The 23,682-nt window shown below is 62.6% G+C and carries 20 protein-coding genes; 8 read left to right on the top strand and 12 right to left on the bottom strand.

Translation table 11 applies throughout. The features are described 5' to 3' along the window. Nucleotides 1-51: 51 nt before the first annotated feature. Nucleotides 52-876, bottom strand: coding sequence for an Abi-alpha family protein (locus I7X09_RS29510; RefSeq protein WP_095970937.1), 825 nt, complete (start codon nucleotides 874-876; stop codon nucleotides 52-54). 14 nt (nucleotides 877-890) lie between these two features. Next, nucleotides 891-2,165 (bottom strand): DUF445 domain-containing protein, encoded by a 1,275-nt coding sequence (locus I7X09_RS22930; RefSeq protein WP_019746908.1) that lies wholly within the window; start codon nucleotides 2,163-2,165, stop codon nucleotides 891-893. Nucleotides 2,166-2,495: 330 nt separating this feature from the next. On the opposite strand from I7X09_RS22930, the gene thrS reads away from it, so the two are divergent. Beyond that, nucleotides 2,496-3,716 (top strand): threonine--tRNA ligase, encoded by a 1,221-nt coding sequence (gene thrS / locus I7X09_RS22925; protein ID WP_200313824.1) that lies wholly within the window; start codon nucleotides 2,496-2,498, stop codon nucleotides 3,714-3,716. Here the strand turns inward: thrS and I7X09_RS22920 are convergent. Next, nucleotides 3,713-4,159, bottom strand: a complete 447-nt coding sequence (locus I7X09_RS22920) for a MarR family winged helix-turn-helix transcriptional regulator (RefSeq protein ID WP_003945852.1) — start codon at nucleotides 4,157-4,159, stop codon at nucleotides 3,713-3,715. The genes thrS and I7X09_RS22920 overlap by 4 nt on opposite strands. A gap of 143 nt (nucleotides 4,160-4,302) precedes the next feature. On the opposite strand from I7X09_RS22920, the gene I7X09_RS22915 reads away from it, so the two are divergent. After that, nucleotides 4,303-5,499, top strand: a complete 1,197-nt coding sequence (locus I7X09_RS22915) for an MFS transporter (RefSeq protein ID WP_095970939.1) — start codon at nucleotides 4,303-4,305, stop codon at nucleotides 5,497-5,499. Between the two features lie 18 nt (nucleotides 5,500-5,517). On the opposite strand, the gene I7X09_RS22910 is transcribed toward I7X09_RS22915, so the two are convergent. From I7X09_RS22910 to I7X09_RS22900, 3 genes are all read right to left on the bottom strand, one after another. Continuing rightward, on the bottom strand, nucleotides 5,518-7,575 hold the full coding sequence (locus I7X09_RS22910; protein ID WP_200313821.1) for a neutral/alkaline ceramidase: 2,058 nt from the start codon (nucleotides 7,573-7,575) through the stop codon (nucleotides 5,518-5,520). A 95-nt stretch (nucleotides 7,576-7,670) separates the two neighbouring features. Further along, nucleotides 7,671-8,399 carry an acetoacetate decarboxylase family protein gene (locus tag I7X09_RS22905; protein WP_124568876.1) on the bottom strand — a complete coding sequence of 243 codons (729 nt, stop codon included), beginning with the start codon at nucleotides 8,397-8,399 and terminating at the stop codon, nucleotides 7,671-7,673. Beyond that, on the bottom strand, nucleotides 8,396-9,256 hold the full coding sequence (locus I7X09_RS22900; RefSeq protein WP_200313819.1) for an SDR family oxidoreductase: 861 nt from the start codon (nucleotides 9,254-9,256) through the stop codon (nucleotides 8,396-8,398). Before I7X09_RS22900 ends, I7X09_RS22905 begins: the two co-directional genes overlap by 4 nt. A 139-nt stretch (nucleotides 9,257-9,395) precedes the next feature. Between I7X09_RS22900 and I7X09_RS22895 the strand changes: the two genes are divergently transcribed. After that, complete coding sequence (locus I7X09_RS22895) at nucleotides 9,396-10,601, top strand: cytochrome P450 (RefSeq protein ID WP_095970943.1); 1,206 nt, start codon at nucleotides 9,396-9,398, stop codon at nucleotides 10,599-10,601. On the opposite strand, the gene I7X09_RS22890 is transcribed toward I7X09_RS22895, so the two are convergent. Next, the gene (locus I7X09_RS22890) at nucleotides 10,590-11,024 is read right to left on the bottom strand and encodes a cupin (RefSeq protein WP_095970944.1); all 435 of its coding nucleotides are present in this window, start codon (nucleotides 11,022-11,024) and stop codon (nucleotides 10,590-10,592) included. The genes I7X09_RS22895 and I7X09_RS22890 overlap by 12 nt on opposite strands. A 125-nt stretch (nucleotides 11,025-11,149) precedes the next feature. On the opposite strand from I7X09_RS22890, the gene I7X09_RS22885 reads away from it, so the two are divergent. Further along, nucleotides 11,150-11,506 carry a hypothetical protein gene (locus tag I7X09_RS22885; protein WP_234036685.1) on the top strand — a complete coding sequence of 119 codons (357 nt, stop codon included), beginning with the start codon at nucleotides 11,150-11,152 and terminating at the stop codon, nucleotides 11,504-11,506. Nucleotides 11,507-11,724: 218 nt separating this feature from the next. Here I7X09_RS22885 and I7X09_RS22880 read toward each other — a convergent pair whose 3' ends face one another. Further along, nucleotides 11,725-12,444, bottom strand: a complete 720-nt coding sequence (locus tag I7X09_RS22880) for a FadR/GntR family transcriptional regulator (protein ID WP_095970945.1) — start codon at nucleotides 12,442-12,444, stop codon at nucleotides 11,725-11,727. A 305-nt stretch (nucleotides 12,445-12,749) separates the two neighbouring features. Between I7X09_RS22880 and I7X09_RS22875 the strand changes: the two genes are divergently transcribed. From I7X09_RS22875 to I7X09_RS22865, 3 genes are all read left to right on the top strand, one after another. Further along, the gene (locus tag I7X09_RS22875; protein ID WP_172436583.1) at nucleotides 12,750-14,159 is read left to right on the top strand and encodes a peptide MFS transporter; all 1,410 of its coding nucleotides are present in this window, start codon (nucleotides 12,750-12,752) and stop codon (nucleotides 14,157-14,159) included. A gap of 92 nt (nucleotides 14,160-14,251) precedes the next feature. Then, nucleotides 14,252-15,841, top strand: a complete 1,590-nt coding sequence (locus I7X09_RS22870) for a gamma-glutamyltransferase family protein (RefSeq protein WP_166810724.1) — start codon at nucleotides 14,252-14,254, stop codon at nucleotides 15,839-15,841. Further along, the gene (locus tag I7X09_RS22865) at nucleotides 15,838-16,587 is read left to right on the top strand and encodes a YoaK family protein (RefSeq protein WP_234036684.1); all 750 of its coding nucleotides are present in this window, start codon (nucleotides 15,838-15,840) and stop codon (nucleotides 16,585-16,587) included. Before I7X09_RS22870 ends, I7X09_RS22865 begins: the two co-directional genes overlap by 4 nt. A 99-nt stretch (nucleotides 16,588-16,686) precedes the next feature. Here the strand turns inward: I7X09_RS22865 and I7X09_RS22860 are convergent, their stop codons facing one another. The 4 genes from I7X09_RS22860 to I7X09_RS22845 form a co-directional block, all read right to left on the bottom strand. After that, nucleotides 16,687-17,769: an ABC transporter substrate-binding protein gene (locus tag I7X09_RS22860; RefSeq protein ID WP_200313817.1), complete on the bottom strand. Its 1,083-nt coding sequence runs from the start codon at nucleotides 17,767-17,769 to the stop codon at nucleotides 16,687-16,689. Between the two features lie 78 nt (nucleotides 17,770-17,847). Further along, a complete protein-coding gene (locus tag I7X09_RS22855; RefSeq protein ID WP_124568870.1) occupies nucleotides 17,848-18,645 on the bottom strand; it encodes an ABC transporter permease in 798 nt (265 codons plus the stop codon). Then, nucleotides 18,642-19,472: an ABC transporter permease gene (locus I7X09_RS22850; RefSeq protein ID WP_200313815.1), complete on the bottom strand. Its 831-nt coding sequence runs from the start codon at nucleotides 19,470-19,472 to the stop codon at nucleotides 18,642-18,644. Before I7X09_RS22850 ends, I7X09_RS22855 begins: the two co-directional genes overlap by 4 nt. Then, entirely contained in the window at nucleotides 19,469-20,302 is an 834-nt protein-coding gene (locus I7X09_RS22845; protein ID WP_200313813.1) for an ABC transporter ATP-binding protein, read from the bottom strand. Before I7X09_RS22845 ends, I7X09_RS22850 begins: the two co-directional genes overlap by 4 nt. A 97-nt stretch (nucleotides 20,303-20,399) precedes the next feature. Here I7X09_RS22845 and recC point away from each other — a divergent pair, with 97 nt between their 5' ends. Further along, on the top strand, nucleotides 20,400-23,681 hold the full coding sequence (gene recC / locus I7X09_RS22840; protein WP_200313811.1) for an exodeoxyribonuclease V subunit gamma: 3,282 nt from the start codon (nucleotides 20,400-20,402) through the stop codon (nucleotides 23,679-23,681). Nucleotide 23,682 lies beyond the last annotated feature (1 nt).

Here is a 23,682-nt window from a genome sequence, read left to right as displayed (position 1 = left end):
GAGTGGTTAAGGAGTCCAGGGGCTCCTTGACCACTCACGGGGCCGGAGGCCCTACAGCGAAAAACAGGTATGACAGAAGTCGTCACCGAACGGCGTCAGCAGGATGCTACGACGGACGATCTTGTTGGATCGTCCCGCGCGCTTGACGGCCTCGATCACCGACGGCTGCACCTCGACCACCTGGTACCGGTCGGCCTCGACGGGCTCGCGTGAGAACGCCACCAAACCGAGCCGATGCAGGTTGTTCAGGTAGGCGCTGATGCGATCCAGATGCCGGCATCCCGCCAGTTCTCCGATCATCGACAAACCCTCGTCGATCATCTCCGAGCCGACGCCGAACGGACGCGCCGTGCGTACGTCCACGCTCGGTTGCGCACCTGAAGTGGCCAACAGCCGGAGAATTCGAGCTTCGTCCGGCGCGATCTCGTCGAGGATCCGGTCGTAGGCCGGGTGCAGATCGTCGCGATCGGTCACGTCCGCGGAACGGTCCAGCAACCTGTCGCCGCGTGCCCGCAGCGCCGCGAGAGTGGCCTCGACGCTCTGTTTGCGGTTGGTACGAGGCGCCATTGCAGCCCGCAGGTTCTCCGTCCGCGAGCCGTCTCCGTTGGAGTTCTCGGCCCGACGTTCGGATTGCACGTTGGCGGATTCAGCAGCTTCTGCCGCGGCTTCGGCGGCAGCCTGAACGATCTGTCGCGTCGCCTCCTTCGCCGTTCCGAAAGCCCAACCCGTCAGCTTGATCGACGTGAGCGTCGTCGTGGCAGTGAGCCCGACAAGGCTACGGATCAGACGCTTTTCGACGGATTCGACCGGCGTGATGTCCGCAGCCCAGTCGTACGATTCCGCTTCGACGATCAGGCGGTGGTCGTGCTCACTCATACTCATACTCCGACTCATACTCCGAATATTGCGAGGTGTAGGAAACCGGCAAACGAGCCCAGCACGGCCCCGTGTACGAACAACAGCCACTCGTCCTGCTTGACGGCTGAGCGTAGTAGTTCGCTGAAATCTTCCGGTGAAAGGATGCTCATGCGTTCGGTGACGAAGACACGAATCTTCTCCGACTGGCTCTCGGCGAACTCTGCGTCTTCGAAGACCCTTGGGTACAGGTCGAGCACTTCGGTGGTGGCCAGGCCGGGCAGACGCTTGTAGCTCTGCGAACCGACGGTCATCTTGACGACCGACTTTGCCCAGCCGGCGGCGTCGTCGACGGATTCGCGCAGTACCTGGTCGAGCATCCGTCGGGTTCGGTCCGAGCGGGGACCTTCGAGGAGTTCGGTGCCGATGTTCTCGAGCGTCACGACGTGATCGGCCAGGGTTTTTGCGTACCCGGCGATGATTTCGGTGCGTCGTTTGAGGAAAAGTCCCTGTCGCCACGGCACCCAACGGCTGGGGGTGATCGGCTCGAAGATCATCGTGATGCCGAGGTAGTTCACGATGTATCCGATGATCACGCCACCGATGGGAAGCACCCACCACTGCGGAACCAGGTGGAGGATTCCGACGAGCACGAAGCCCATCGGGAAACCGAAGTAGAAGCCGAAGTTCTGCATGAACCGGAGCTCTTTGTTGCCCATCGTGCGGAAGATGTCGTTGAGCAGTTTGGGATGCGAGGAGAGGTAGCGGATCACCATCAGCTTCGCGTCGATGAACTCGTCGATGTCCTCTTCGATGCGGTCGGTGATCATGCGCACGCTGGCCGGCAAGTCGTCCTCCACTTTGCGGAAGACGGCTTCCTTCACCGACGTCGGAAGGTTGTGCCAGAGCTGAGGATTCTCGGCCGTCATGATTCTGGTGACCACGCCGCGCACTTCACTGCGCGAGATGTTCACCAAGTGCTCGGCGATGCTGTCCGGGTCCAGAACGCGGTAGAAGTCGGCAATGCTGCCGACCTTCGCGAGGGATTTGTCGACGGCGATCGACGCCATCTTCTCCGCCCGCGAAGGGACGATCCCTTGCCAACCGAATCGGCCGTCGCTCGTGATCGCGGGGATCACCTGGACGCGCCGGGGAAGGAACGGGAAGAGCAGTTTGAGGCCGGGCACTTTGATCCCGTGGAAGTTGATCGGCGCAAAAAGCATCAGGACGCCCGACCAATTGGTGATGTACCCGATGATTCCGGTGAACAAAGGAATGGTGATCAACTGTTCGAGCAAGTGGTCCGGCACCGTCGCACATCCTCCTCATATCCGAGAACCTCACGTTCGGACATGATTGCCGAAACTTCGCTCTTCGTGGGTGTTTCGTTGGCTACTGCTGCGCCTTCCCAGTTGCGTCAGCATAGAGGCCCGACAATTCGGGCTGTAGGTGGGTCGGAAGTTGATGTAACCTCACGTACATGGTCAGTATTGCGCACAGCACGACGACGCCGGTTCTCTTCCGGCGCATCGTTTAGCAACTGCTGACCGAACCCTTTCAGCCCCGGGAGTTATCGCCCCGGGGTTTTCTTGTTTCTTCGCTCCGTGTGCGTCTCCCCTTGAACGATTTGGAGAGCTCTCATGAGCGTTGACCACCGTGAACTCGGGCGCGAGCTGGAGTTATTCGCCACCACCCCCATTGTCGGAGCAGGCCTCCCACTCTGGTTACCGGACGGCGCGATCATCAGGAGCGAACTCGAAAAGTTCGCCGCCGAACAAGCAGCGCGCTCCGGGTGCCGGGGTGTCTATACCCCCGTTATGGCGAAGAAAGAGTTGTACGAGAGATCTGGTCATTGGTCCAAGTTCTCGGACGACATGTTCCCCGAAATGAAAATAGGCGGAGAGGCATTTCTCCTTCGTCCGGCTAACTGTCCTCATCACGCTCAGGTATTCGCCGCTCGCGGTCGTAGTTATCGCGAGCTACCTTTCCGCGTTCGTGAACTCGGCTCGATGTTTCGTAGCGAACTCTCCGGAGTTCTCAGCGGATTGAGTCGAGTCAGACAGATCAATCTCGACGACGCACATGTCTTCTGTAGTCGTCAACAAGTGCAAGCGGAAGTGATCGTCGCGCTCGACGCGATCGAGCGCTGCTACTCGACTCTGGGGATTGCCGAACGGGGGTACCGACTCTCGATCAGAGGGGGAGAGGGGCAGTACCTCGGCACCGACGAGCAGTGGGCGGACGCCGAGGATCACCTTCGCGGGGCGCTGAATGCACGCTCGATCGAGTACGTGGAAGCGAAGGGGGAGGCAGCGTTCTACGGTCCCAAGATCGACGTCCAGGTGCGAGACGCGCACGGCCGCGAGGAAACACTCTCCACCGTCCAACTCGACTTCAATCAACCGGAGCGGTTCGACCTCGAGTACACCGCTGAGGACGGATCCAAGGCTCGCCCCGTCATGATCCATCGGGGCTTGCTCGGGTCGATGGAACGCATGACTGCGCTCTTGATCGAAAGGTTCGAAGGACGGATGCCGCCGTGGCTGGCACCCAACCAAGTCTCGATCCTGCCCGTCGGCGACCGACATCGGGATGCGGCCGAGCGTTTGCGGGCTGATCTCGAGGCTCACGATGTTCGAGTGGCGATCGCAGCTGACGGATCGTTGGGACGTCGCATCCGCGAGGCGCGCACTCACCGTGACCCGTACATCGCGGTGATCGGGGACAACGAGGTGCACGGCGGCACCGTCGACGTTCTGGTCCCCGCGCGTGGTGGGCGGGCGGAGGTCGACGCGGGTGTGTTTGTCGCTCAGGTGGTCTCGGGCATCGCGGAGCGTGCCCTGCTTCCGGCAGACTTCTAGCCGACGGGTAACTCGTGCAGGGCGCGCACCAGTGGCGCGAGTTCAGGCGTTTTGCATGCCTCGTCGAGCGCGGCCTCGAGGGTGGCGTCGTGCGTCGGCCGTGCGCTTTCGAGAAGCTCGCGGCCGGCCGGCGTCAACTCGGTGTAGATGCCTCGACGGTCGTCGGCGCACAGGATGCGCGTCAGTAGTCCTCGATCTTCGAGTCGGTTCACCAAGCGCGTCGTGGCGCTGCTGCTCAGTGCGGCAGCGCGGGCCAGCTGGGCCATGCGCATGTGCCAGCCGTCCTGGCGGCTCAGCGCGTCGAGCACGGTGTATTCGACGACGGACAGTTTGTGCTCACGCTGGAGCGCGCGTTCCAGTTCGGTGTCGAGGGCGCCGTGCAGTGCTGCGAGCGTGCGCCACCCTTGCGAACGGATTTCGACGGCGTCGTCGGCGATCCCCATGTGATTCTCCTTGTCCGTTTCCTGCGGCTCCAGGTTACCAGCTTGCGCATGTAGCGCGCGCGTGCAACTATTTATAGCGCGCCTGCAACTACTGCACACGCCCGCTAACGGCTTACGCGTAAATCTGTGAAAGGAACATCGAGATGCCATTGGGTCTCATTGCCCTCGCTATGGGCGGGTTCGGAATCGGCCTCACCGAATTTGTCATCATGGGCCTCCTGCCCGAGGTCTCAGCCGACTTCGAGGTCACCGAGTCCGTCGCGGGCTACCTGATCTCGGGCTACGCACTGTCGGTGGCGATCGGTGCGATCCTCCTGACCGCTGCCGTCACCCGCTTCGAGCGCAAGAAAGTCCTTCTCTCGCTCATGGTGCTGTTCATCATCGGCAATCTGATGTCCGCGCTCGCGCCGTCGTACGAGGTCATGATGGGCGGCCGCATCGTCGCGGCGCTGTGCCACGGTGCATTCTTCGGAATCGGTTCGGTGGTTGCCGCCGACATGGTCGCGCCCAACAAGCGCGCCGGCGCCATCGCGATGATGTTCGCGGGCCTGACCATCGCCAACGTCCTCGGCGTTCCGTTCGGCACGCTGCTGGGCCAGCAACTCGGGTGGCGCTCGACGTTCTGGGCCATCACCGTCATCGGCGTCATCGCCCTGATCGGAATTGCAGCACTCGTCCCGACGACACCCGCCAGCACGACCGGCGGCGGATTGCGCGGAGAGTTGGGGGCGTTCCGCAACAAGCAGGTATGGCTCTCGATCGTCATCACCATCCTCGGCTACGGCGGAATGTTCGGAGCGTTCACCTACATCGCCTTCACCCTCACCGAGGTGACCGGCTTCGCGACGTCCAGCGTTCCGTGGCTGCTCATCCTCTTCGGCTCGGGCCTGTTCGTCGGTAACTTCCTCGGCGCCAAGGCGGCCGACCGTTCGCTCACGAAGGCGCTGGTCTGGATTCTCGCGATCCTGACCGTCGTTCTGATCGTGTTCGCCGCCACCGCGGAGAGCAAGGTCATGACTGTGATCTCGCTGTTCTTCATGGGCGCCTTCGGTTTTGCGACGGTTCCCGGCCTGCAGATGCGGATCATGAACTACGCGTCGGCCGCACCGACCATGGCGTCGGGTGCCAACATCGCCGCCTTCAACGTCGGCAACGCACTCGGGGCATGGCTGGGCGGAATCACCATCGCTGCGGGGCTCGGCTTCACCTCCCCGATCTGGATGGGAGCGGCAGTCACCGTCGCCGGTCTGCTGGTTCTGATCGTCGCGGCGAAGATCGACCGCCCGGCAGCGTCAGAGCAGTCGGCGCCGAGCACCTCGCTGCATCCGACCGCAGCCTGAACCCAGCCACCGCGCGGGTCAGGTGAGTCGGAATTCGGCGGTCACCCCGGAGAAGGGCGTGATCGCGCCGGTACCCCGGGCCTTCGACGCACCGAAGTGTTGGACTCGATACGTACCCGCCGGAGTATCGGCCGGAACATCCCACGTGATGCGAACGACGGAACCGTTGCTCCCGACCCGGCGCCAGTGCAGTTTGGTGGACCAGTCGTTGTCGTCGGCGACGCGCGTCCAGGATCCGCCGGTATTTCGCTGGATCTCGTAGAAGGTCCCGTTTCGGTGAGTGTCGTTCTTGGGGTGGCCGGTGACGAACTCGACGGCAACTTGCCCGCCCGGTGAGCTGTCGCCTGGCTGGACGGTCGCATCGCCGAATTGTGTTCCCGGCAAAGGTTCGTCGAAGTCGACGCCAGGTCCGAAGCTGGGCTGGAACCCGGACAGGTCGGCCGGCGCGGGGCCGCGAGGAGGTTCGGTGCCATCGCGCATCGCGGCTGCGAGAGCGGCGTACCCCTGCTGATAGGCAGGCAGTGTGTAACGGCCGAACATCGTCGAACCGCCCTCGTACTGCTGCGAATCGTATTCCTGTGGCGTGGTGCAGTAGCTCGAGTACGAGTTCGCGTATCCCTGGAAGATGACGTTCTCGAGGGGAACCCCAAGCTCGTCGGCGACGGTTCGACGCACCCGTAATCCGGAGACGATGGTGAATTCCGCAGGGCCACCGACGATGTAGAACTGGCCGATCCGCAGGATCTGGATCTTCAGTACGTTCGGTACCCATCCGCCCGGTGGCAACAGGCCGACCGGAACGACTACGAGCTTGGGGGCCTGTGCATCCTGAAGCCATTGAGGCACAGGGGCATCCATGCCGCCCAGTGCGTCGATCATGGGGTTCCTGGTGCCCTCGGGGAAGATCGGAATTGCCGGTCCGTCCTCGACGCTTCCGGCGCTCATCGCCGCGCCGATCGCAGCCGGCGCGGTGCGATGCTCGCGCCCATCCGGAGTGAATCTCCCACTCACCACCTGATTTGCCATGTCCAGGTACATGATCCGACTGTCGACGCCACCGGTGACGGTTTCGGACGCCGCGTGGAAGGCAGTTTGAGCCGCCGCGACCTGGCGCAGTCCGATGATGCGTGCGTTCTCGAATTCGTCGTCGGTCGGTCCACGTCCGGGTTCGAGGAAGAGGTTGGGTGACATGTCGCCGCTGTTGGTCTGCGGAAATGCGGCGATGAAGCTGGTGTCGCCGTCGAGGTAGCGCACGCCCTGGTCGTCGTGCTCCCAGAAGTACGCCGCGGCACCTTTGTTGTCCCCGGAGATGAGATGGTTCTCGTTCGTGAGCGAGGCGCAGTGGGTGGCGAACCAGTTGATCGCCCCGATGTCCTTGCTGCCCCGGCTGATTCGCATGACCCGCATGTGGTGATCGTTGCCGCCGGGGTAGTAGGCCTTGTCCTCTTCGGGATTGAGATCGAACGCCACTCGTGATCGGTTGACGCTCGCGTCGGTGAGATCGGACCGGCCGAAACGTACCGTGCCGGGCGCCAGGTTCTCGTGGGCAGCGCTGATCGCCTCGACCATGCCGTTGACCTCGGCTTCGAACACCTGCAATTCGAAGCCGAGAACTGCGAGGTTGTACGCGTAGTTGTGCGAGGCCCCACCACATGCCGCGTGTGAATGGATGGCTGTCAACATGACGTTGCGTTCGGTGTAGATATCGCCGAATTTTCCGGCCAGCCGGCGCAGAACCTCGTCGTGCACGGACTGGAAGATCATGCAGTTGTCGACGCAGACGTAGACGACCCGCGACCCGCCGGACTCGAAGATGAAGGCGCGTGCGCGCATTCGCTGGTGCAGACCTTCGGCGCGTTGGTCGAAGCTCGAGTAGCCCATCATGCCGACTTCGGCGACCGGTCCGGTCACATCGGAAATTCCGGCGCCCACCTGCAGTGACGCCGACGACTTGTCGGTGCGTGCGGGTGAATCAGAGCGTGCCGACGAAGCTGCGACGGCCTGGTTCGTCGACAGAGCGGCGAGCGCAGGTGCGGCGGCAGCGCCTGCCAGTACGGTGCGTCGGGTGATCTGCACGAGTGTCCTTTCGGGCGGTCTGACGCGAGTTGGTCAACCGTCCAGGAGTGTAGCCCGAGTCACACGCGACCGAAAGGGGTGCCGTCGGCTGACACTCAGATCGCTGTCGCCTCCCCGAACGTCATCGCCAGGTTCTTGATGGTCGTGGTCATCAAGGCACGGCGGGGGAGTCCGAGTTTCCGAAGCTCCGCCGCCATCGGGTGACTGCCCAGCTGCACCTCGGCTCCACCAGGTCGCGATTTGACGCCGGTCGGCGCCATGTCCCACGACGTGCACCTGGTGACGCCGTCGAGATGTGAGTACGCGGCCAACGACATGTTGGCTCCACCGCCCGGCACGCTGACGCCGGATTTCACACTCAACTGTGTGATGAGTTTGCCGTCGCGCGAGACGGATCCGCGCTTGACCGAGCCGACGTGCTCGGTGTCGAATTCGGCAAGCACCTTCGGGAACCCCCAGATTTCCCGGCCGGCGGCCTTGGTGAATTCGCCGTCCACCGGCAACTCGTGAATGAGCGCCCCCGCAGTTCCCGCAGCGAGTGAACGTAGATCTCCCAGCACCGAGGTTTCGGGAGGCGCAGTGTGGCTGCGCACCATGTACGTCACTCCGAATTCGTTGTACGGGCCCAGATCTCCGTCGATGTAGTCGACGAAAACCAGCCCGCACAGCGCCCGACCGGGCCGGTACTGGAGCACCGTCAAGCCGGTGTAGTCGATGATCGACTGCGCGGTTGCGCTGGGTACCGAGTACAGCGCCATGAAGGCCGACGCGGTGCGAACTTCGACCGGCATCTCGACCTTCTTGCCCAGAATCGTGTAGCTCATGGCGCGACCACCCCGCGGAGTCCGTCGGAGCCGTAGACGGGTTCGAGCATCGAGCGGAAATCCGGTCCGCGGCGCAGCATTTGGCCTCCGTCCACGTTGATGATCTGCCCGGTGATCCAGGTGGATTGCGGTCCGAGGAGGAAGGAAGCGAGTCCGGCGACGTCCTCGACTTCACCGACGCGTTCGAGTGGAGTGTTGGCCAGGTAGTCGTCGAGGATGGGGCCACCGTCGGTGATGAGCGCGACCAGATCCGTTCGGGTCAACCCCGGCCGAATCGCGTTGACACGAATGTTGCTGGCGCCCAGTTCGTCTGCCGCCAACTGCACCAGGTGGTCGACGCCGGACTTCGAGACGCCGTATGCGCCGAACCAGCGATGTGTGTTGCTGCTGGCGATCGACGAGATCGCGACGATGGATCCGCCGCCTCCTGCCACCAGTGCCCGGGCGCCGTGCTTGATCGTCAGCATGGTCCCTGTGACGTTGAGGTCGACGGTGCGGCGCCACGCGTCGACGTCGAGTTGCGTGACCGGGGCGATGGTTTCGTTCCCACCGGCGCAGGCCACCACTCCGTCGAGCTTTCCGGTGACGGACACCGCTGCGGCGACAGCGGCGACGACGTCTGCCTCGATCGTGACGTCGGCGGAGGAGACGCCGACCGATCCTGCCGGATTCGACTGCCGGATCGATTCGGCAGCAGCATCCAGTTTCACTTTGTTGCGTCCGCAGATCGTCACGTGAGCGCCGGCCGCAACCAGCGAACGAGCGATGCCCAGGCCGATGCCACTACCGCCGCCGGTCACCAGTATCGATCTGCCGGTGAAAGTGGGTATGCCCGCTGAGGCGGTGTCGTCGTCCATGCGTGTCTCCTGGTCGTTGCTCCGGCGGGCTCGCGTGCTGATTCTGGAGGTTTTCCGGTTCGGCTTCGGTGAAAACGCCCCACGCTATATAGGAACAGGTTCTACTTATTGAGGCAAGGGTTGTGCGAGAGGTGGAGTGATGGCTACCAGACCGACCTTCGATTTGATCGACGGACGCTTCTACAGCGGAGACCTCGGGAATGTGCGCGACGCGTACGCCTGGATGCGTGATCACGAGCCCGTGTACCGAGACGACGCCAACGGAATCACCGCGGCCGCGAGCTACGACGCCGTCGTCGCAGCCGAGCGGGATCCCGAACTGTTCTCCAACGCCGGTGGCATCCGCCCCGAAACGGGTCCGTTGCCGCAGATGATCGACATGGACGACCCGCAGCACCTCACGCGTCGACGCTTGGTCAACGCGGGTTTCACACGTAAGAAGGTCGAAGCCAAGGCCGTCCGTATCCGGGAGATCTGCGATCAACTGATCGACGCCGTCTGTGAGAAAGGAGAAGCCGACTTCGTCGCAGACTTGGCGGCACCGCTGCCTATGGCGGTCATCGGCGACATGTTGGGTGTCCGTCCGGAAGAACGCGCTTTGTTTCTGCGGTGGTCGGACGATCTGGTGAAAGCACTGGGAAGCAACGCTTCCCAGGAGCAGCTGCAAGCCATGATGACTGCGTATGTCGACTTCACCGCGTACATGATGCGAGCCATCGCCGAGCGGAGGAGCGAGCCGGCCGACGATTTGGTGAGCACGTTGATACACAGTGAGGTCGACGGCGAGGCTCTCTCCGATCAGGAAATCGTCAACGAGTCCCTACTGATTCTCATCGGCGGTGACGAGACCACACGGCACGTCCTGAGCGGTGGCATGGAACAGCTGCTGCGCCATGCGGACCAGCATCGGGAACTGGTCGACGATCCCGATGCCATTCCTCTGGCGATGGAGGAGATGCTGCGGTGGTCGTCGCCGATCAAGAACATGGCTCGAACCCTGACACGTGATACCGATTTCTTCGGTGCGCAGCTGAAGGCAGGCGAGAAAATGCTTCTGCTCTTCGAATCTGCAAATTTCGACGAATCCGTGTTCGTCAACGCCGAACAGTTCGATATCGGCCGCACACCGAACCCGCACGTGGCCTTCGGCTTCGGAACTCACTTCTGTCTGGGTAATCAGCTGGCCAGGCTCGAGGGAAGAATCATGTTCGAGCAACTGTTCGCCAGGCTGCCGGACCTGGAACTTGCCACCGACGCGCCGTTGCCGCGGCGTGCCGCCAACTTCGTGTCCGGACTCGAATCGATGCCGGTGCGCTTTACCTCTTCTGCCCCGTCAGCCGGGTAGTTGGCAGTTGGGAGGCGCAGCATCCTCGGACAGGGGGCTCCCCGTCGGATTGACGTAAATGACCTCGAGTACCAATGGTGTTGTCTGAGAGTTGTTTCCGATGTGCACATGATCAGAACCGCTGGGTTCGATCAATGTATTTCCAGCGCTGTATATCCCGTCGACGGAGCAATCGGATCGGTAGTGGCTCAGCGTGCCCTGCGCGATCAGTGCGTAGAGCGTCCCGTCGTGGAAGTGCCAACCGGTGGAACCGCCGGGGTCGATGGTGATCTGGCGCAGGATGTAGTCCTTGCCGTCGAATGTCACCTGCCCGAGGATTTCACCGTGTACCCCTGTACTCGGTGTTGCCGACGCATTGATCGGCGTCAGCGACAGCCCGATCGCTGCGGACACTGCAAGCAGGATTTGATGGCGTTTACGCATGAGCGGCCCTCCCAGACGGATGTGCTCCTGAGTGTCCTCCGCCAGTGCCCGGTTTATCCCAGTTTTCGTGGATCCAGCACGGTGAAGGTAGAGGTGTATCTCCTAGGGGCGGTTACGCTCGAGCCATGCAGCAAGTCGCGACGAGGCGCCGGAGCCAGCCGCCGCCTGCGCGCTTCATGTTCGAGGCATTGATCGATCCGTACCGCCAGCCCGCTCGGCACTGGCTGGAACTGCTCGAGAGCGAGATCGCACCGGCGATCGTCAGGGCTGAGGAACCGGAGCTGGTGATCTGGTCCTCGATCTGGCCGGACCGCCCCGACGCCGTCATCCGATTCGACATCGAGGCGGTTGGAAACAGCACGATGCTGCGTTGGACGCTCTTCTTGGACGATCCGATACCGCCCGAGGCGGAGGTTGTCGGGATGCGAAAGCGGCTCAACACCTTGATAAATGCGAGTCTCAGGTTCACTTTCGGCCAGTAGCGCCAGGCGCTGTGGCGGTATGACCAACAGGAGCGGTTTCGAGACGAAAGCAATGGGGTCGGATTAGACGTGGATGACGGTTGGCTGTTCGTATTCAGCCAAATCGCAAGCGACGGAACAGCTTCTACCGCCCTGCCATCGCCCACTGTCCGCTGTGTGATCTAGATGCCGAACAGGCACGGCCAGTGCAGTGAAACTGAGATTCACGGGCGCGTCGCTCAGCCTGCAAGTGGTTCGATCGTCCGGAGGACGTCTACAAGGTGGTCTTGCATGGCCTTTCTGGCGCGTGCGGGATCTCGGTCCGCGATGGCGTGGAAAATTTTCCGATGCGCATTTACTGATTGCTGCATGCGTTGCTCGGTTTGGAACATGGTTTGCCGTGACGGCGCCATCCATTCGTTTGTCTCGTTCACGAGCTTCCGGAGCATGGGGTTGTGGGCCAATCTGGCGATTGCGAGGTGGAACTGAACGTCGCAGACCTGGAGTACCTGCAGTGAGGGCGGTGTCCGTGAGAGTTCGCGTTCGGAGGTTTCCAGGGGCTCACGTAGTACTTCGATTTCGGACGGTCGATGGCGCACCGCCGCGCGTTCGGCGATCGGCGGCTCGACGACGGACCGAAGATCCATTACTTCGCGAACCGTTCTCTGATCGCTACTCATCACGCCGAAAATGCTGCCCTCGGCGAGCGCCCGCATTTCCACGGGGGCGACGATCCGCCCCGCCCGCGGCTTCCGCGTTACGTAGCCACGCAGCTCCAGGTCTTGTAGCGCGTGGCGTATCGAGTTCCGTGAGGCGCCGAGCATAGTCATCAGCTCCCGTTCGCTGGGAAGTTTAGATCCCGGTCCAACTCGGCCACTGTCGATCAGTTGGGCGATACGCCCGCTCAGGCGTTCGGGCACCGAAGCGCCGGTGATATCGATCTCGGACCATGCTGTCACTTCGACCCGCCTCTCCGTCTGGTCCCACCAAAATACCAGTGCTGCTGCATTTCTCCAGGTTATTGATGATAGAGCCGATAAATTTCCTCATTCTCCTTGACTATCTGGTCCTACCAGTCCCTATGATCTGAATCACTCGCGAGCGGCGGAGCTGCCTACAAACTATCGCCCCCGCTGAGTCCGCCACCCGATCGCAGTGCCGGCGCGGCAGGACATAGTTATGGAAAGGGACAACGATGACGATGGACGAAGCAGTCCAGATACCAGTCGCTCCGGAGAGTTCGACAGCTCCTAAATCGACGCTTATGTCCCACCCCCGCAGTTTGGTCACCCTGGCCGGAACCGAGCTGTGGGAAAGATTCAGTTTTTACGGGTTGCAGGTGATTCTTGCCTATTACCTCTACTACTCGCTCACTGACGGCGGGCTTGGTCTCGATGTCAATGTGGCTGTCGGCGTAGCCGGTTCCTACGGCGGTGCGATCTACGTGTCACAGATGGTGGGTGCCTGGATCGCTGACCGAGTGGTAGCCCCGCGGACCGTCGTTCTCTACTCGGCCGTCTTGATCCTTCTCGGCCACCTCGTCCTGGCACTGGTTCCAGCGGTCGCCGGGGTGGCAGCGGGGTTGATCCTCATCGTGGCCGGTACCGGCGGGCTGAAAGTAAACGTGACCGCCATGGTCGGCATGCTGTACGCGGACGACGACCAACGGCGTGACGCCGGGTATTCGCTCTATTACATGGGCATTTCGCTGGGTGCGTTCCTCGGGCCAGTGCTGACCGGGGTGTTGCAGAGTTCCGTAGGCTTCCACCTCGCCTTCGGTGCAGCGGCGGTCGGCATGTTGTGCGGACTGGCTCAGTACCTTGCCGGCTACGGGAGGTTGCCGGCCGCAACGCGAACGGTTCCGAACCCGCTGCCACGCTCTCGCTGGGCGATGGCCGTAGCACTGGCAGTTGCTCCTGCGGCCGCGATCGCGGTGGCCGTGTTCAGCGGGGCCCTGAACCTGGACAACATCAGCACAGTCTTGACGGTCGTCATCGTCATCGCCAGTCTCGCCTATTTCGCGAAGCTGCTTTCGTCCCGGAAGACCGAAGACGTGGAACGTGGACGAATCGTCGCCTACATTCCGATGTTTCTGAGCAGTCTGCTGTTCTGGACTTTGCTGTTTCAGCTGTTCACCACGCTGGCCGTGTATGTGGATACTCGAGTCGACCTGACTGTGGGATCGGTAACGATGCCCGCTGCGTTGATCATCACCCTCGAGGGTTTGTTCGCGACCGTACTCGCGCCGCTCTACGCGCTGTCGTGGACCAAGCTCGGTGACCGGCAGCCCAACCCCGGCGCAAAGGTGTTCGGGGGGATCGCCCTACTTGCCGCCGCGATGGCAGTTTTCGCCGTGCTGGCCGGATCTACCGGGGCGACGAACTCGGTGATCGTCGTTCTCGTTGCGATGTTCCTGTTCGCAGCGGGAGAGATCGCGGTCGTTCCCTCGGTACTGTCGGCCACCGCGCAGCTGGCTCCGCGGGCGCACAAGGCGGAGATGACGGCGCTGTACTTTCTCACCATGGCCGGAGGATCGACTCTCGCCGGCCTGCTCGCCCAAACATACGACCCGGCAACCGAATTCGTCTTCTTCAGTGTGACCGCGCTCGTATCTGTCCTCGTCGCGGCTGCTCTCTACGGCGGTTATCGAATCGCGATTGCACGGGTGCACTGACCTTTCCCTCGCACCTGCCGTCGGCAAGTACCGCGCATAAATTGCTGTTCCACCCCGGCCCGAGCCGGGGATCTAAACCAGGAGATGACAAAATGTCCGATCGTCCAAGTGGTACTCACCACGTTGCAATCGCCGCACCCCACGGCGCCGCAATCGATGCTGCTCGCACCGTTCTCGAAGCGGGTGGCAACGCCGTCGACGCGGCGGTGGCCGCCGCTGCCGCGCTGACCGTGGTGTACCCACACATGTGCAGCGTCGGCGGTGACGTGATCGCGGTCCTTCGCCGCCCGGACGGTACACAGATCTGCATCAACGCCTCAGGTGCATACGGCTCCGGATCCCCGGTCACCGAATTGTTCGAGTCGATGACATCGATGCCGATCAGCGGTCCACTGACGGTGTCGGTGCCGGGCGCGGTATCCGGATGGACGGCGCTTCTCGATACGGGTGGCTCTCTGCCCGCATCCACGGTGTTGGCACCGGCGATCAAGCTGGCAGAAGAGGGCGTCCCGGTCAGTCCCGGTCTCGCGGAGTCCATCGAGATCGAGCGTGAAAGTCTATGGGCCGATCCGGGAATGCGCGCGAAGTTCTTCCTCGACGATGGACGTCCTGTCCCGGCAGGCCACTTGCTGTTGCAACCCGAACTGGCTCGCACGCTGCGCGATCTGGCCCAGGACGGGCTCGATTCGTTTTACCGCGGCCGCACCGCCGCCCGCGTGGCATCCGGGCTGCAGAAACTGGGCGTACCCGTTACCCGCGACGACCTGTACCGGCACCACCCCACCATCGAACCACCCTTGGTTAGAGACTTCGCGGGATTCTCCGTGTCCACCGCGCCGCCGAACTCGCAGGGCTACACCCTGCTGCGGTCTCTCGGTGCCGCCTTGGTCGGCAGCCCGAGCCCGACTTCGATCGATGCCGGAGTGCTCGCCGAAATCTTCTACGACTCCGACGAACACCGAGACACTTACCTGGCCGACCCGCGCCACGCACACGTCGATATCGACGAACTGCTCACCGTGAGCAGTGACACGGCGGCGTTCGCCCAGGCCGCTGCACGGCTTGCAGGGGCACCCCGCTTGGTCTCAGCGGCAACTCCGCGCCCCGGCGGCGACACTGTGGGAATCGCGGCTGTCTCGCGCGATGGCACCGCCGTGTCGCTGATCCAGTCGGTATTCCATTCTTTCGGCTCGCAACTGCTCGAACCTGATACCGGGCTGGTGCTGCACAATCGCGCCGCATTCTTCACTCTCGACACCAACTCACCCAATCACGTCGAGGTGGGTAAACGACCCGCGCACACCCTCGTACCGGTCATAGCGACCTTTGACGACGGCACCGTCGCCGCACACGGAACCATGGGAGGGAAAGCGCAATCGCAGATCCACACCCAACTGATTCTGCGTGCGTTGAGTGGACTGAGCGCACAGGCAACGGTGTCGGCGCCTCGGTTCATCGTCGGCGGCCTAGAGGCAGGCACAACCAACGACAAGGTGCTCGTCGAGCCCACTCTCGAACAGACTGCAGTCGAACAGATCAACCGGTCCACACTCACCGTCACCACGGGGCACAAACTCGACAGCAATGCCGGGCACTCCATGGTTGCCCGCGTGACCGCCGACGGCGCCCTGGACGCCGGGGCCGATCCGCGCAGCGACGGGGCAGCGCTGGTGTTCGAGTGAGTATTACCGATACGACCACCTCCAGCACCGATCCGAACGACTCGGCGTCGCTCCCGATCGGCCGGACTGCTTGGACGGTCTCACATCAGTATTTGCAGCTGTGGCTCATGATGGTGCTGACGTTCGTGACCGGGCTGCTCGACGCAGTCGGCTACCTCGGGTTGGACCGGATTTTCACCGGCAATATGACCGGCAACATCGTGATCCTCGGAATGGGCGTCGCGGGCGAGGACAGCCTGCCAGTCGTGGGTCCACTGTTGGCGTTGGCTGCTTTCATGCTGGGGGCTGCGCTCAGCGGCCTTGTTCTGCGTCGATGCTCACCGGGGTGGAGTTCGCCGGTCACCATGGTGCTCAGTGTCGGCGTTGTGGTGTTGGTGGCGGCCGGCACCGCCCTGCTCGTCTTCCCGGTCGAGGGCAACTCGACACTCGGAGTCGCCATTGCTTGCATCATCGCCGTGCAAATGGGGGCTCAAGCCTGCACCGCGCGATTCCTGGCGGTCAAGGACATGACCACCGTCGTCGTCACCTCGACGATCACTGCGCTGGCGGGCGAATCATTCCTCCACAAAGGATTTGCCCGTCTGGTCAACCGCAGGTTGTGGGCAGTCCTTTTGATCTTCGCCGGCGCTGTCACGGGGGCTCTGTTGATGAAGACACACATCGCCATCCCGGTCTACCTCGCGGCAATGCTCACTGCCGCCACCGTCATCATCGGGCATCTCCGGTGGCAGCATGCCTCCGGATGAAACGCGAGGTCTCCGTCACGGTTCGACCTCGACACCGACGGGAGCGGGCGCACCCGCAGGCCGACTCCCTCGGACACGCATCTGAACTGACCGGCACCGTCAGATGAGATCTGGATTCTCGGCGTACACCTCTTCGAGGATCGACATGTCGAACAGTTGGTCCGCCGTGATCTCCAGTCCCGCTTTCGACAGCGCTGCGATGTTCTGTTCGATCAGTTGGGGTGTCATCGTGAACAACCCGTTCGCTTTGGTATCCGCCGACACCACAAGATCGTTCTGTGCGGTGGCCTCCTTGATCTGTTCGTCGAGTTCCAGGTTCTGGTCCTTGCCGTAGACCTCGACGGCGAGCCGTGCCGACTCTGCCGGATCGGCGACCGCGTCCTTCCAGCCTTGGATCTCGGCCTTCAGAAATGCCTTGAGCTTGTCCCTCTCGTTGTCGATGGTGGACTGGAGAACCGTGAACGATTCGGCGACCAACGGCAGGTTGTAGTCCGCGAAGAGGAAGTGGGCGTTGGGGAAACCTTTGGCGGCCAGCGTGATCGGCTCGTTGGTGACGTAGGAGACCCAACCGTCCACCTCGCCGTTCGCCAAGGGGCTCGGATCGAACTGCGCGGGCACGATCGTCATCTGGCTTTCGGTCAGGCCGTTTGCTGCCAGGAGAGCTCCGAAGACGAGCTGATTGGAATCCTGGACGCCGATCTTCTTGCTGATCATGTCCTGCGGCGAGTTGATCGGTGCCGCAGCAGAACTGACAATTGCAAACGGGTTCTTCTGGAATGTCGCACCGACGATCTTTGCGTCCAGCCCGTCGAGTACAGCGGGGGCTGTGAGCTGCGGTGCGGACATTCCGATCCAGACCTTGCCGGTGTCCAAGCCGGCTTCGACGCCGGTACCGGCTGCGCCACCTGCCACCAGGTCGACATTCCCGAACCCGGCATTCTTGTAGTACCCCTTGTCCAGAGCGAAGTACTCGCCGGCGAACTCGATGTTCTTGATCCAGGACAACTGCACTGCAACTGTTCCGAATTCGGAACCGTCGTCCGTGGTTCCGCCACTCGAACTGCTGGAGTCACTGCTACACGCGAGCAATGACGCGCTACCGGCGACTGCGATGCCGGTCAGCGCGGAGTATCGGAAGAAGGCCCTGCGGTCCAGCTGGCGGACGGGCTTGAATGGCGTCATGAATCGGAACACTAGGGCCAGTCGGTTTCGTTCAGTTTGCTTGGGAGACAGAGTTTGTTGAGGTCGTGTTAACAGATGTCACGACTTGCCGGCAGAAGGCCCGAAACGAGACAGGGCGATGTTTTCGAAGATTCCGACCACGGCGTAGAGGATGATCGACACCACGGTGATCACCACGATAGATGCCCACAGTTCGTTGTACTGATAGCGCGGAATGGCTTTGATCATGCTCGAACCCAAGCCTTGACCGCTACCGAGCCATTCGCCGATCAGTGCTCCGATCAAAGCGCCGGGCACTGACACCCTAGCGGCGGCGAACACCGCCGGAAGTGCGGACGGTACGGACACCATTCGCAATGCGGTCCAACGACTCCCGCCGTACGCAGCTATGAGATCTTGCGCCTGAACTGGAGCGGCACGTAGACCGACCATGATCATGACCAGCGCCGGGAAGAACACCACTATCGCAACCATGACCGTCACACCCACGATTCCGCGGCCGAATATCAGGACGATGATCGGGGTCATCGCAACGAGAGGAACAGATCGTAGAAGCATTGCAACGGGCATGAAAGTCTGTTCGACAGTGCGGGAAACGACGAAGATCGATGCCACCACGAGCGCGGCAGTCATTCCGACGGCAAAGCCGACACCGGCGTCGCGCAGAGTGATGAACAGATTGTCGATGATGCCCGAACGAGCGTCAGCAGATTTAGGGCCGGAGAACAAATACTCCCAGACGTCGGCCGGCGTCTTTCCCACACGCGGACCCACCTGGGGGAAGGCATTGAGGAAGACCACCCAGATGACAAGCAACAGGGCCGAGGCGATGGCAATCGGAGCGAGGAATCTCAATGTTCCTCGGACCGCGGTCATTTCCGTGCTCCCGGAGCGCTCGTCCACGGGGTGACGAGCCGGGCGATCGCTGCGACGACGGCATATCCCAGGCCGGCGAGCAAGGCGGCGGCGATGGCCATTCCCCACGTTCGCGGGACGTTGTACGACGTCTGAGCGGCTGTGAGTGCGACGCCGATCCCGCTGTCCACCCCGCCGAGATACTCACCGAGGATAGCGCCGAGTACAGCGGAAGGTGCGGCAATCTTGAGAGCGGCAAAGGTACTCGGAAGTGCGCTCACCAGTTGAACTTTGGTGAACTTCTGCCAACGCCCACCGCCGTAGGCGGCGACGAGATCGAGGCTCGTCTTGTCTGCCGATCTCAGGCCTGCGAGTGTGCCGACCATCGTGGTGAAGAAGCAGTACATCGCGGCGAGGAAGATTGTGGGGGTCCGGCCGCCGAAGACGACCAGGATGATCGGGCCGAGCGCCAACAGCGGTGTGCAGTAACTCAGGATCGCCAATTGTGTGGCCAATCCCTCGATAGGCGGAATGAGAACGACCAGCACGGCAAGCGTGATCGCCAGCAGATTTCCCCAGATAAAGCCCTGCAGCGCACCGGAAGCCGTGACGGTGAAATTGGGTCCGTACAGCGACCAGCCGTCGTCGAACATCGTCGACACAACCACCCACGGCGTCGGAATCGTGCCTCCCGCAACACCGGCCGCCGCGAGAATCCACCAGAGTGCGATCAGTCCGCAGATACCGACTGCACCCCCGAACCACGTCGGACGCTTCAATCGGATCCGGCGCGGCGCTGATGGCTGCGCCGCCGCGGTCGCGACGTTCTCGATATCGGTAATGGTCATGCGACGCCTGCTTTTCCGAAGAGCAGGCCGGAGAGGTAGTCGTGGATCTCGTGGAACTCAGGTGTCCGCATCATCTCGGGTGTCCGTGGGCGCGGCAGGTCGATCGGCACGACTTCGAGGACGCGTCCGGGCCGCGGCGTCATGACGGCGACGACGTCGGAGAGGAACACAGCCTCGGCGATTCCGTGCGTCACCATCAATGTGGTCGCCGGTTTCTCGGTCCAGATTCTGAGCAATTCGATGTTGAGCCGTTGCCTGGTCATATCGTCCAGTGCGCCGAAAGGCTCGTCGAGTAGCAGGACACTCGGCTTGACCACGAGCGATCGTGCGATCGACACACGCTGACGCATACCGCCGGACAATTGGGCGGGCTTGGCTTTCTCGAATCCTTCGAGGCCGACGAGCGCGATCAGATCGGCTATCAGCTCGGGGTCGGGATCGATGCCGGCAACCTGCAGCGGCAGTTTGATGTTGGAGGCCACTGTTCGCCACGGCAGCAAAGCCGAATCCTGGAAGGCGATTCCGAGTTCGCGGCGCTTGCGTAACTCGGCGGGCGACTGTCCGTTGACAAGTGCTGTTCCCGACGTCGGAGTATCGAGGCCGGCAAGGATGCGGAGAACGGTGGACTTCCCGCATCCGGAGGGCCCGAGCAGAGACAGAAAGGAGCCTTCGCTGGTTTGAAGGGACACGTCGGTCAGCGCGGTCACCGACCGACGACCCATCTCGAAGGTCTTGCCGAGGCCGGAGATGTCGAGACCGGTTCCAGCGGGGCGAGGTGTGGCGACGGGACTGGTCATTCCCGCACAGTACGAACGTCCGGTTGCGGTCATGTTGCCTGCGCGTCACCGCTGCGTGAGGCTGGTTCGGCGTGGCATGTCACATCGCCGTGGTGAGATGGACGTCTGGACGGAGTGAGGGGAGCGAAGATTGCTGAAGTTGTACCGGGCCGAGCGTTCGGACACCTTGGTCTCGGCGTTGGCCACGCTCCTCCGTACACCGCTGTCGGATCCCTTCGCCCGAGAAACTGTTGCGGTTCCGGCTAAGGGCGTTGAGCGTTGGCTCAATCAGCGGCTGTCCTCCCAGCTAGGCACGTCCGGGCCGTCAGCAGTGGACGGAATTTCTGCGAACATCGCGTTTCCTTCACCCGCGCGCTTGGTCGCGGAGTCCGTCGCCGCGGTCAGTGGAATCACGGCTGACGACGACCCATGGTCGCCGACGCGATTGGTGTGGACGGTTCTCGATGTGATCGACGAGTCCCTCGGCGAGCCCTGGTGCGGAGTCCTGGCGAAGCATCTCGAAGGCCATCGTGAAGGTCGACGGTTTGCCTCCGCTACGCACGTCACCGAACTCTTCCGCAGTTACGCCGCGCAACGCCCGCAGATGCTGATCGACTGGGCCGCCGGGCGGTTGACCGACGGACACGGATCGGCACTGTCGGAGGATTTCGAATGGCAGGCACGCCTGTGGTGCATCGTCGCGGACAAGATCGACGTTCCGGGGCCGGCAGAGCGACTGGGGCTCGTGAGCAGCGCGCTGGTCGAGGACCCGGCCTTGGTCGACCTGCCGGAACGTCTGTCGGTCTTCGGGCCGACACGGCTGCCGGTCGATCAGCGAATGATCTTGAGCGCACTCAGCGCGAATCGGGACGTGCACATCTGGCTTCCGCACCCCAGCCCTGCGCTGTGGGCCACGATGAGCTCGCGCATGCAACCTCGAAGTGAGAGCACGATCCGACGTTCGGAAGACGGGTCGGCGCTGATATCCGCCAATCCGTTGCTGTCGAGCCTCGCTCGCGACGTTCGTGAACTTCAGATCAGCCTCGGTGCCGTCGAGTTCGAGACGGTGCATCTTCCCGAACCAGCCGGCCCGAAATCCCTCCTGGCGACGGTCAAAGCCGATGTCATCGCCGATCGTGCTCCCAGCGTTGCAGCGGAACCCGATGGGACAGTTCAGGTCCACGCGTGCCACGGGCCGGCACGGCAGGTCGAGGTGCTCCGCGAATGTCTGCTCCGATTGTTCGAGGACGACCCGACATTGCAGCCGCGCGACGTACTCGTGATGTGCCCGGACGTCGAAACGTATGCACCCTTGGTTCGTGCAGCGTTCGGGCAAGGCGTCCATGGCCACCCCGGGCATCTTCTTCGAGTAAGGCTGGCAGACCGCGGATTACGTCAGACCAATCCTGTCCTGGCCGTTCTCGGCTCTCTCCTCGACCTGGCCGACGGCCGGGCCACAGCCAGTGAGGTTCTCGACCTTGCCGCGACCGAGCCTGTCCGCACACGTTTTTCGTGGGGCGACGACGAGTTGGAAAGACTGCGGGAATGGACGACAGAAGCGGGTGCTCGCTGGGGAATCGGTAGTCGGCAGCGTGCAACATTCGGTCTCGACGCATTTCCGCAGAACACCTTCAACACCGCCATGGACCGAATCTTGTTGGGGGTCAGCGCGGACGAATCGGAAAATGCCTGGCTGGATCTCGCGCTGCCACTCGATGACGTGGACGGCACCGACATCGACTTGAGTGGACGTTTTGCAGAGTTCGTCGATCGCCTGGCCGTCTCGCTTCGCGATCTCGCCGGCCCACATTCGCCGGCCGAATGGCTTCGTGTGCTGATGCGGGCCCTGGATCTGCTGACCGACACAGCGCCCGCTGATTCGTGGCAGAGCGCAGGGGCTCACCGCGAACTGGCAGCTGCTGTCGAATTCGGCGGAGAGACGGTGTTACGTCTGGCTGATGTTCGCGCGATGCTCTCGCGAAGCCTCGCGGGCAGACCTACGCGCGCCAACTTCCGAACCGGCGAACTGACGGTGTGCACGATGGTTCCGATGCGTTCGGTGCCGCATCGCGTGGTCGTGCTGATCGGGCTCGACGACGAGGTGTTCCCTCGAACCGGTGGAGTCGACGGCGACGACATCTTGTCCCGTGATCCCGTTGTGGGGGAGCGTGATCTGCGCAGTGAAGACCGGCAACTGCTTCTCGACGCCGTGATGTCTGCGGGTGAGCATCTGGTTCTGTTGTATACCGGTGCCGATCCGGTCACCGGTGTCGTCAGACCGCCGGCGATCCCCCTCAGTGGCCTCCTCGACGTACTCAGTGCGACGGTGGGTCCGGAAGCGATCAACGGAGTGCTGACACGACATCCGTTGCAGTCGTTCGACAATCGAAACTTCTCGCCGGATCAGCCGTTCAGCTTCGACACGGCAGCGCTGGCCGGTGCGAGGGCTGCCTCCGGAACACCGGTCGAATTGCCGACAGTTCTGTCGGCCGAGCTACCCGAGGTGCATCCGAAGGAAGTGAACCTCGCCGACCTGGTGAGCTTCCTCGTACATCCCGCGCGTGGTTTTCTGCGCCAACGCCTCGGTGTCCGGGTACCGGAACTCGACGACGACATCGCTGATTCGCTGGCAACCGAGCTCGATCCACTGTCCACCTGGGCTCTGGGTGATCGAATGCTTCTCTCGCGCTTGGCTGGTCGGAGCTCTGCAGATTTCCGTGCAGCGGAGTGGCGCCGCGGTACTTTGCCGCCCTACAACCTGGGCGCCACGGTTCTGGGGAACGTCGAATGGGTGGTAGATCAGATTGCCGGACTTGCCTTGCCGCACTTCGACGGCGACTCCGAAGCCGTCGACGTCGACATCGACCTCGGTGACGGGCATCGTCTCACCGGAACGGTAACCGGGGTGCACGGAAACTCAGTGGTGCGGGCGTCGTATTCCTCACTGGCGCCTAAACATCGGATGACGGCCTGGATCAACCTGCTCGCTCTGAAAGCGCACGGACGACCCGGAGCGCTCGATGCAGTCTCCATCGGACGGGGTCGGGGAAAGATCGCAGCGGCACGGTCGGTGCTCGATGCGCCAGTCAATGCGATCGAGATCCTGCAGCAATTGGTGGACCTACGGGAGCGGGGACTGCATCGCCCGCTGCCGATGTGGGCCGCTACCTCAGCCGAATACGCGCGCCGACGTTTTGGCGGTGAATCGGTCGACGATGCGACAAACGGTGCGGACACCCAGTGGACCGGGCAGTACGGCGAGATGATCGATCCAAGCAACGCTTATGTTTTCGGAGAAGCTCGAACACTTGCGGAGCTTTCCGCGGACCCGCCGTCGGACGACGAGTTCGTCTGGGCCGAGGAACCGACTCGGTTCGGAGTTCTCGCCCGACGGCTGTGGGATCCGTTGCTGACCAACGAAAGAGCGGAGTAAC

Source organism: Rhodococcus sp. P-2 (genome assembly GCF_016598535.1).
GTDB lineage: Bacteria > Actinomycetota > Actinomycetes > Mycobacteriales > Mycobacteriaceae > Rhodococcus_F > Rhodococcus_F baikonurensis.
The sequence above is the reverse complement of the archived record's forward strand: the minus strand, read 5'-3'. Positions and strand labels throughout refer to the sequence as shown.

Excerpts from the sequence above, each read along its gene's own strand:
- I7X09_RS29510 (WP_095970937.1), bottom strand. The coding sequence starts at position 876 with ATGAGTGAGCACGACCACCGCCTGATCGTCGAAGCGGAATCGTACGAC.
- thrS (WP_200313824.1), top strand. The coding sequence starts at position 2,496 with ATGAGCGTTGACCACCGTGAACTCGGGCGCGAGCTGGAGTTATTCGCC.
- I7X09_RS22920 (WP_003945852.1), bottom strand. The coding sequence starts at position 4,159 with ATGGGGATCGCCGACGACGCCGTCGAAATCCGTTCGCAAGGGTGGCGC.
- I7X09_RS22915 (WP_095970939.1), top strand. The coding sequence starts at position 4,303 with ATGCCATTGGGTCTCATTGCCCTCGCTATGGGCGGGTTCGGAATCGGC.
- I7X09_RS22905 (WP_124568876.1), bottom strand. The coding sequence starts at position 8,399 with ATGAGCTACACGATTCTGGGCAAGAAGGTCGAGATGCCGGTCGAAGTT.
- I7X09_RS22900 (WP_200313819.1), bottom strand. The coding sequence starts at position 9,256 with ATGGACGACGACACCGCCTCAGCGGGCATACCCACTTTCACCGGCAGA.
- I7X09_RS22895 (WP_095970943.1), top strand. The coding sequence starts at position 9,396 with ATGGCTACCAGACCGACCTTCGATTTGATCGACGGACGCTTCTACAGC.
- I7X09_RS22890 (WP_095970944.1), bottom strand. The coding sequence starts at position 11,024 with ATGCGTAAACGCCATCAAATCCTGCTTGCAGTGTCCGCAGCGATCGGG.
- I7X09_RS22885 (WP_234036685.1), top strand. The coding sequence starts at position 11,150 with ATGCAGCAAGTCGCGACGAGGCGCCGGAGCCAGCCGCCGCCTGCGCGC.
- I7X09_RS22875 (WP_172436583.1), top strand. The coding sequence starts at position 12,750 with ATGTCCCACCCCCGCAGTTTGGTCACCCTGGCCGGAACCGAGCTGTGG.
- I7X09_RS22870 (WP_166810724.1), top strand. The coding sequence starts at position 14,252 with ATGTCCGATCGTCCAAGTGGTACTCACCACGTTGCAATCGCCGCACCC.
- I7X09_RS22860 (WP_200313817.1), bottom strand. The coding sequence starts at position 17,769 with ATGACGCCATTCAAGCCCGTCCGCCAGCTGGACCGCAGGGCCTTCTTC.
- I7X09_RS22855 (WP_124568870.1), bottom strand. The coding sequence starts at position 18,645 with ATGACCGCGGTCCGAGGAACATTGAGATTCCTCGCTCCGATTGCCATC.
- I7X09_RS22850 (WP_200313815.1), bottom strand. The coding sequence starts at position 19,472 with ATGACCATTACCGATATCGAGAACGTCGCGACCGCGGCGGCGCAGCCA.
- I7X09_RS22845 (WP_200313813.1), bottom strand. The coding sequence starts at position 20,302 with ATGACCGCAACCGGACGTTCGTACTGTGCGGGAATGACCAGTCCCGTC.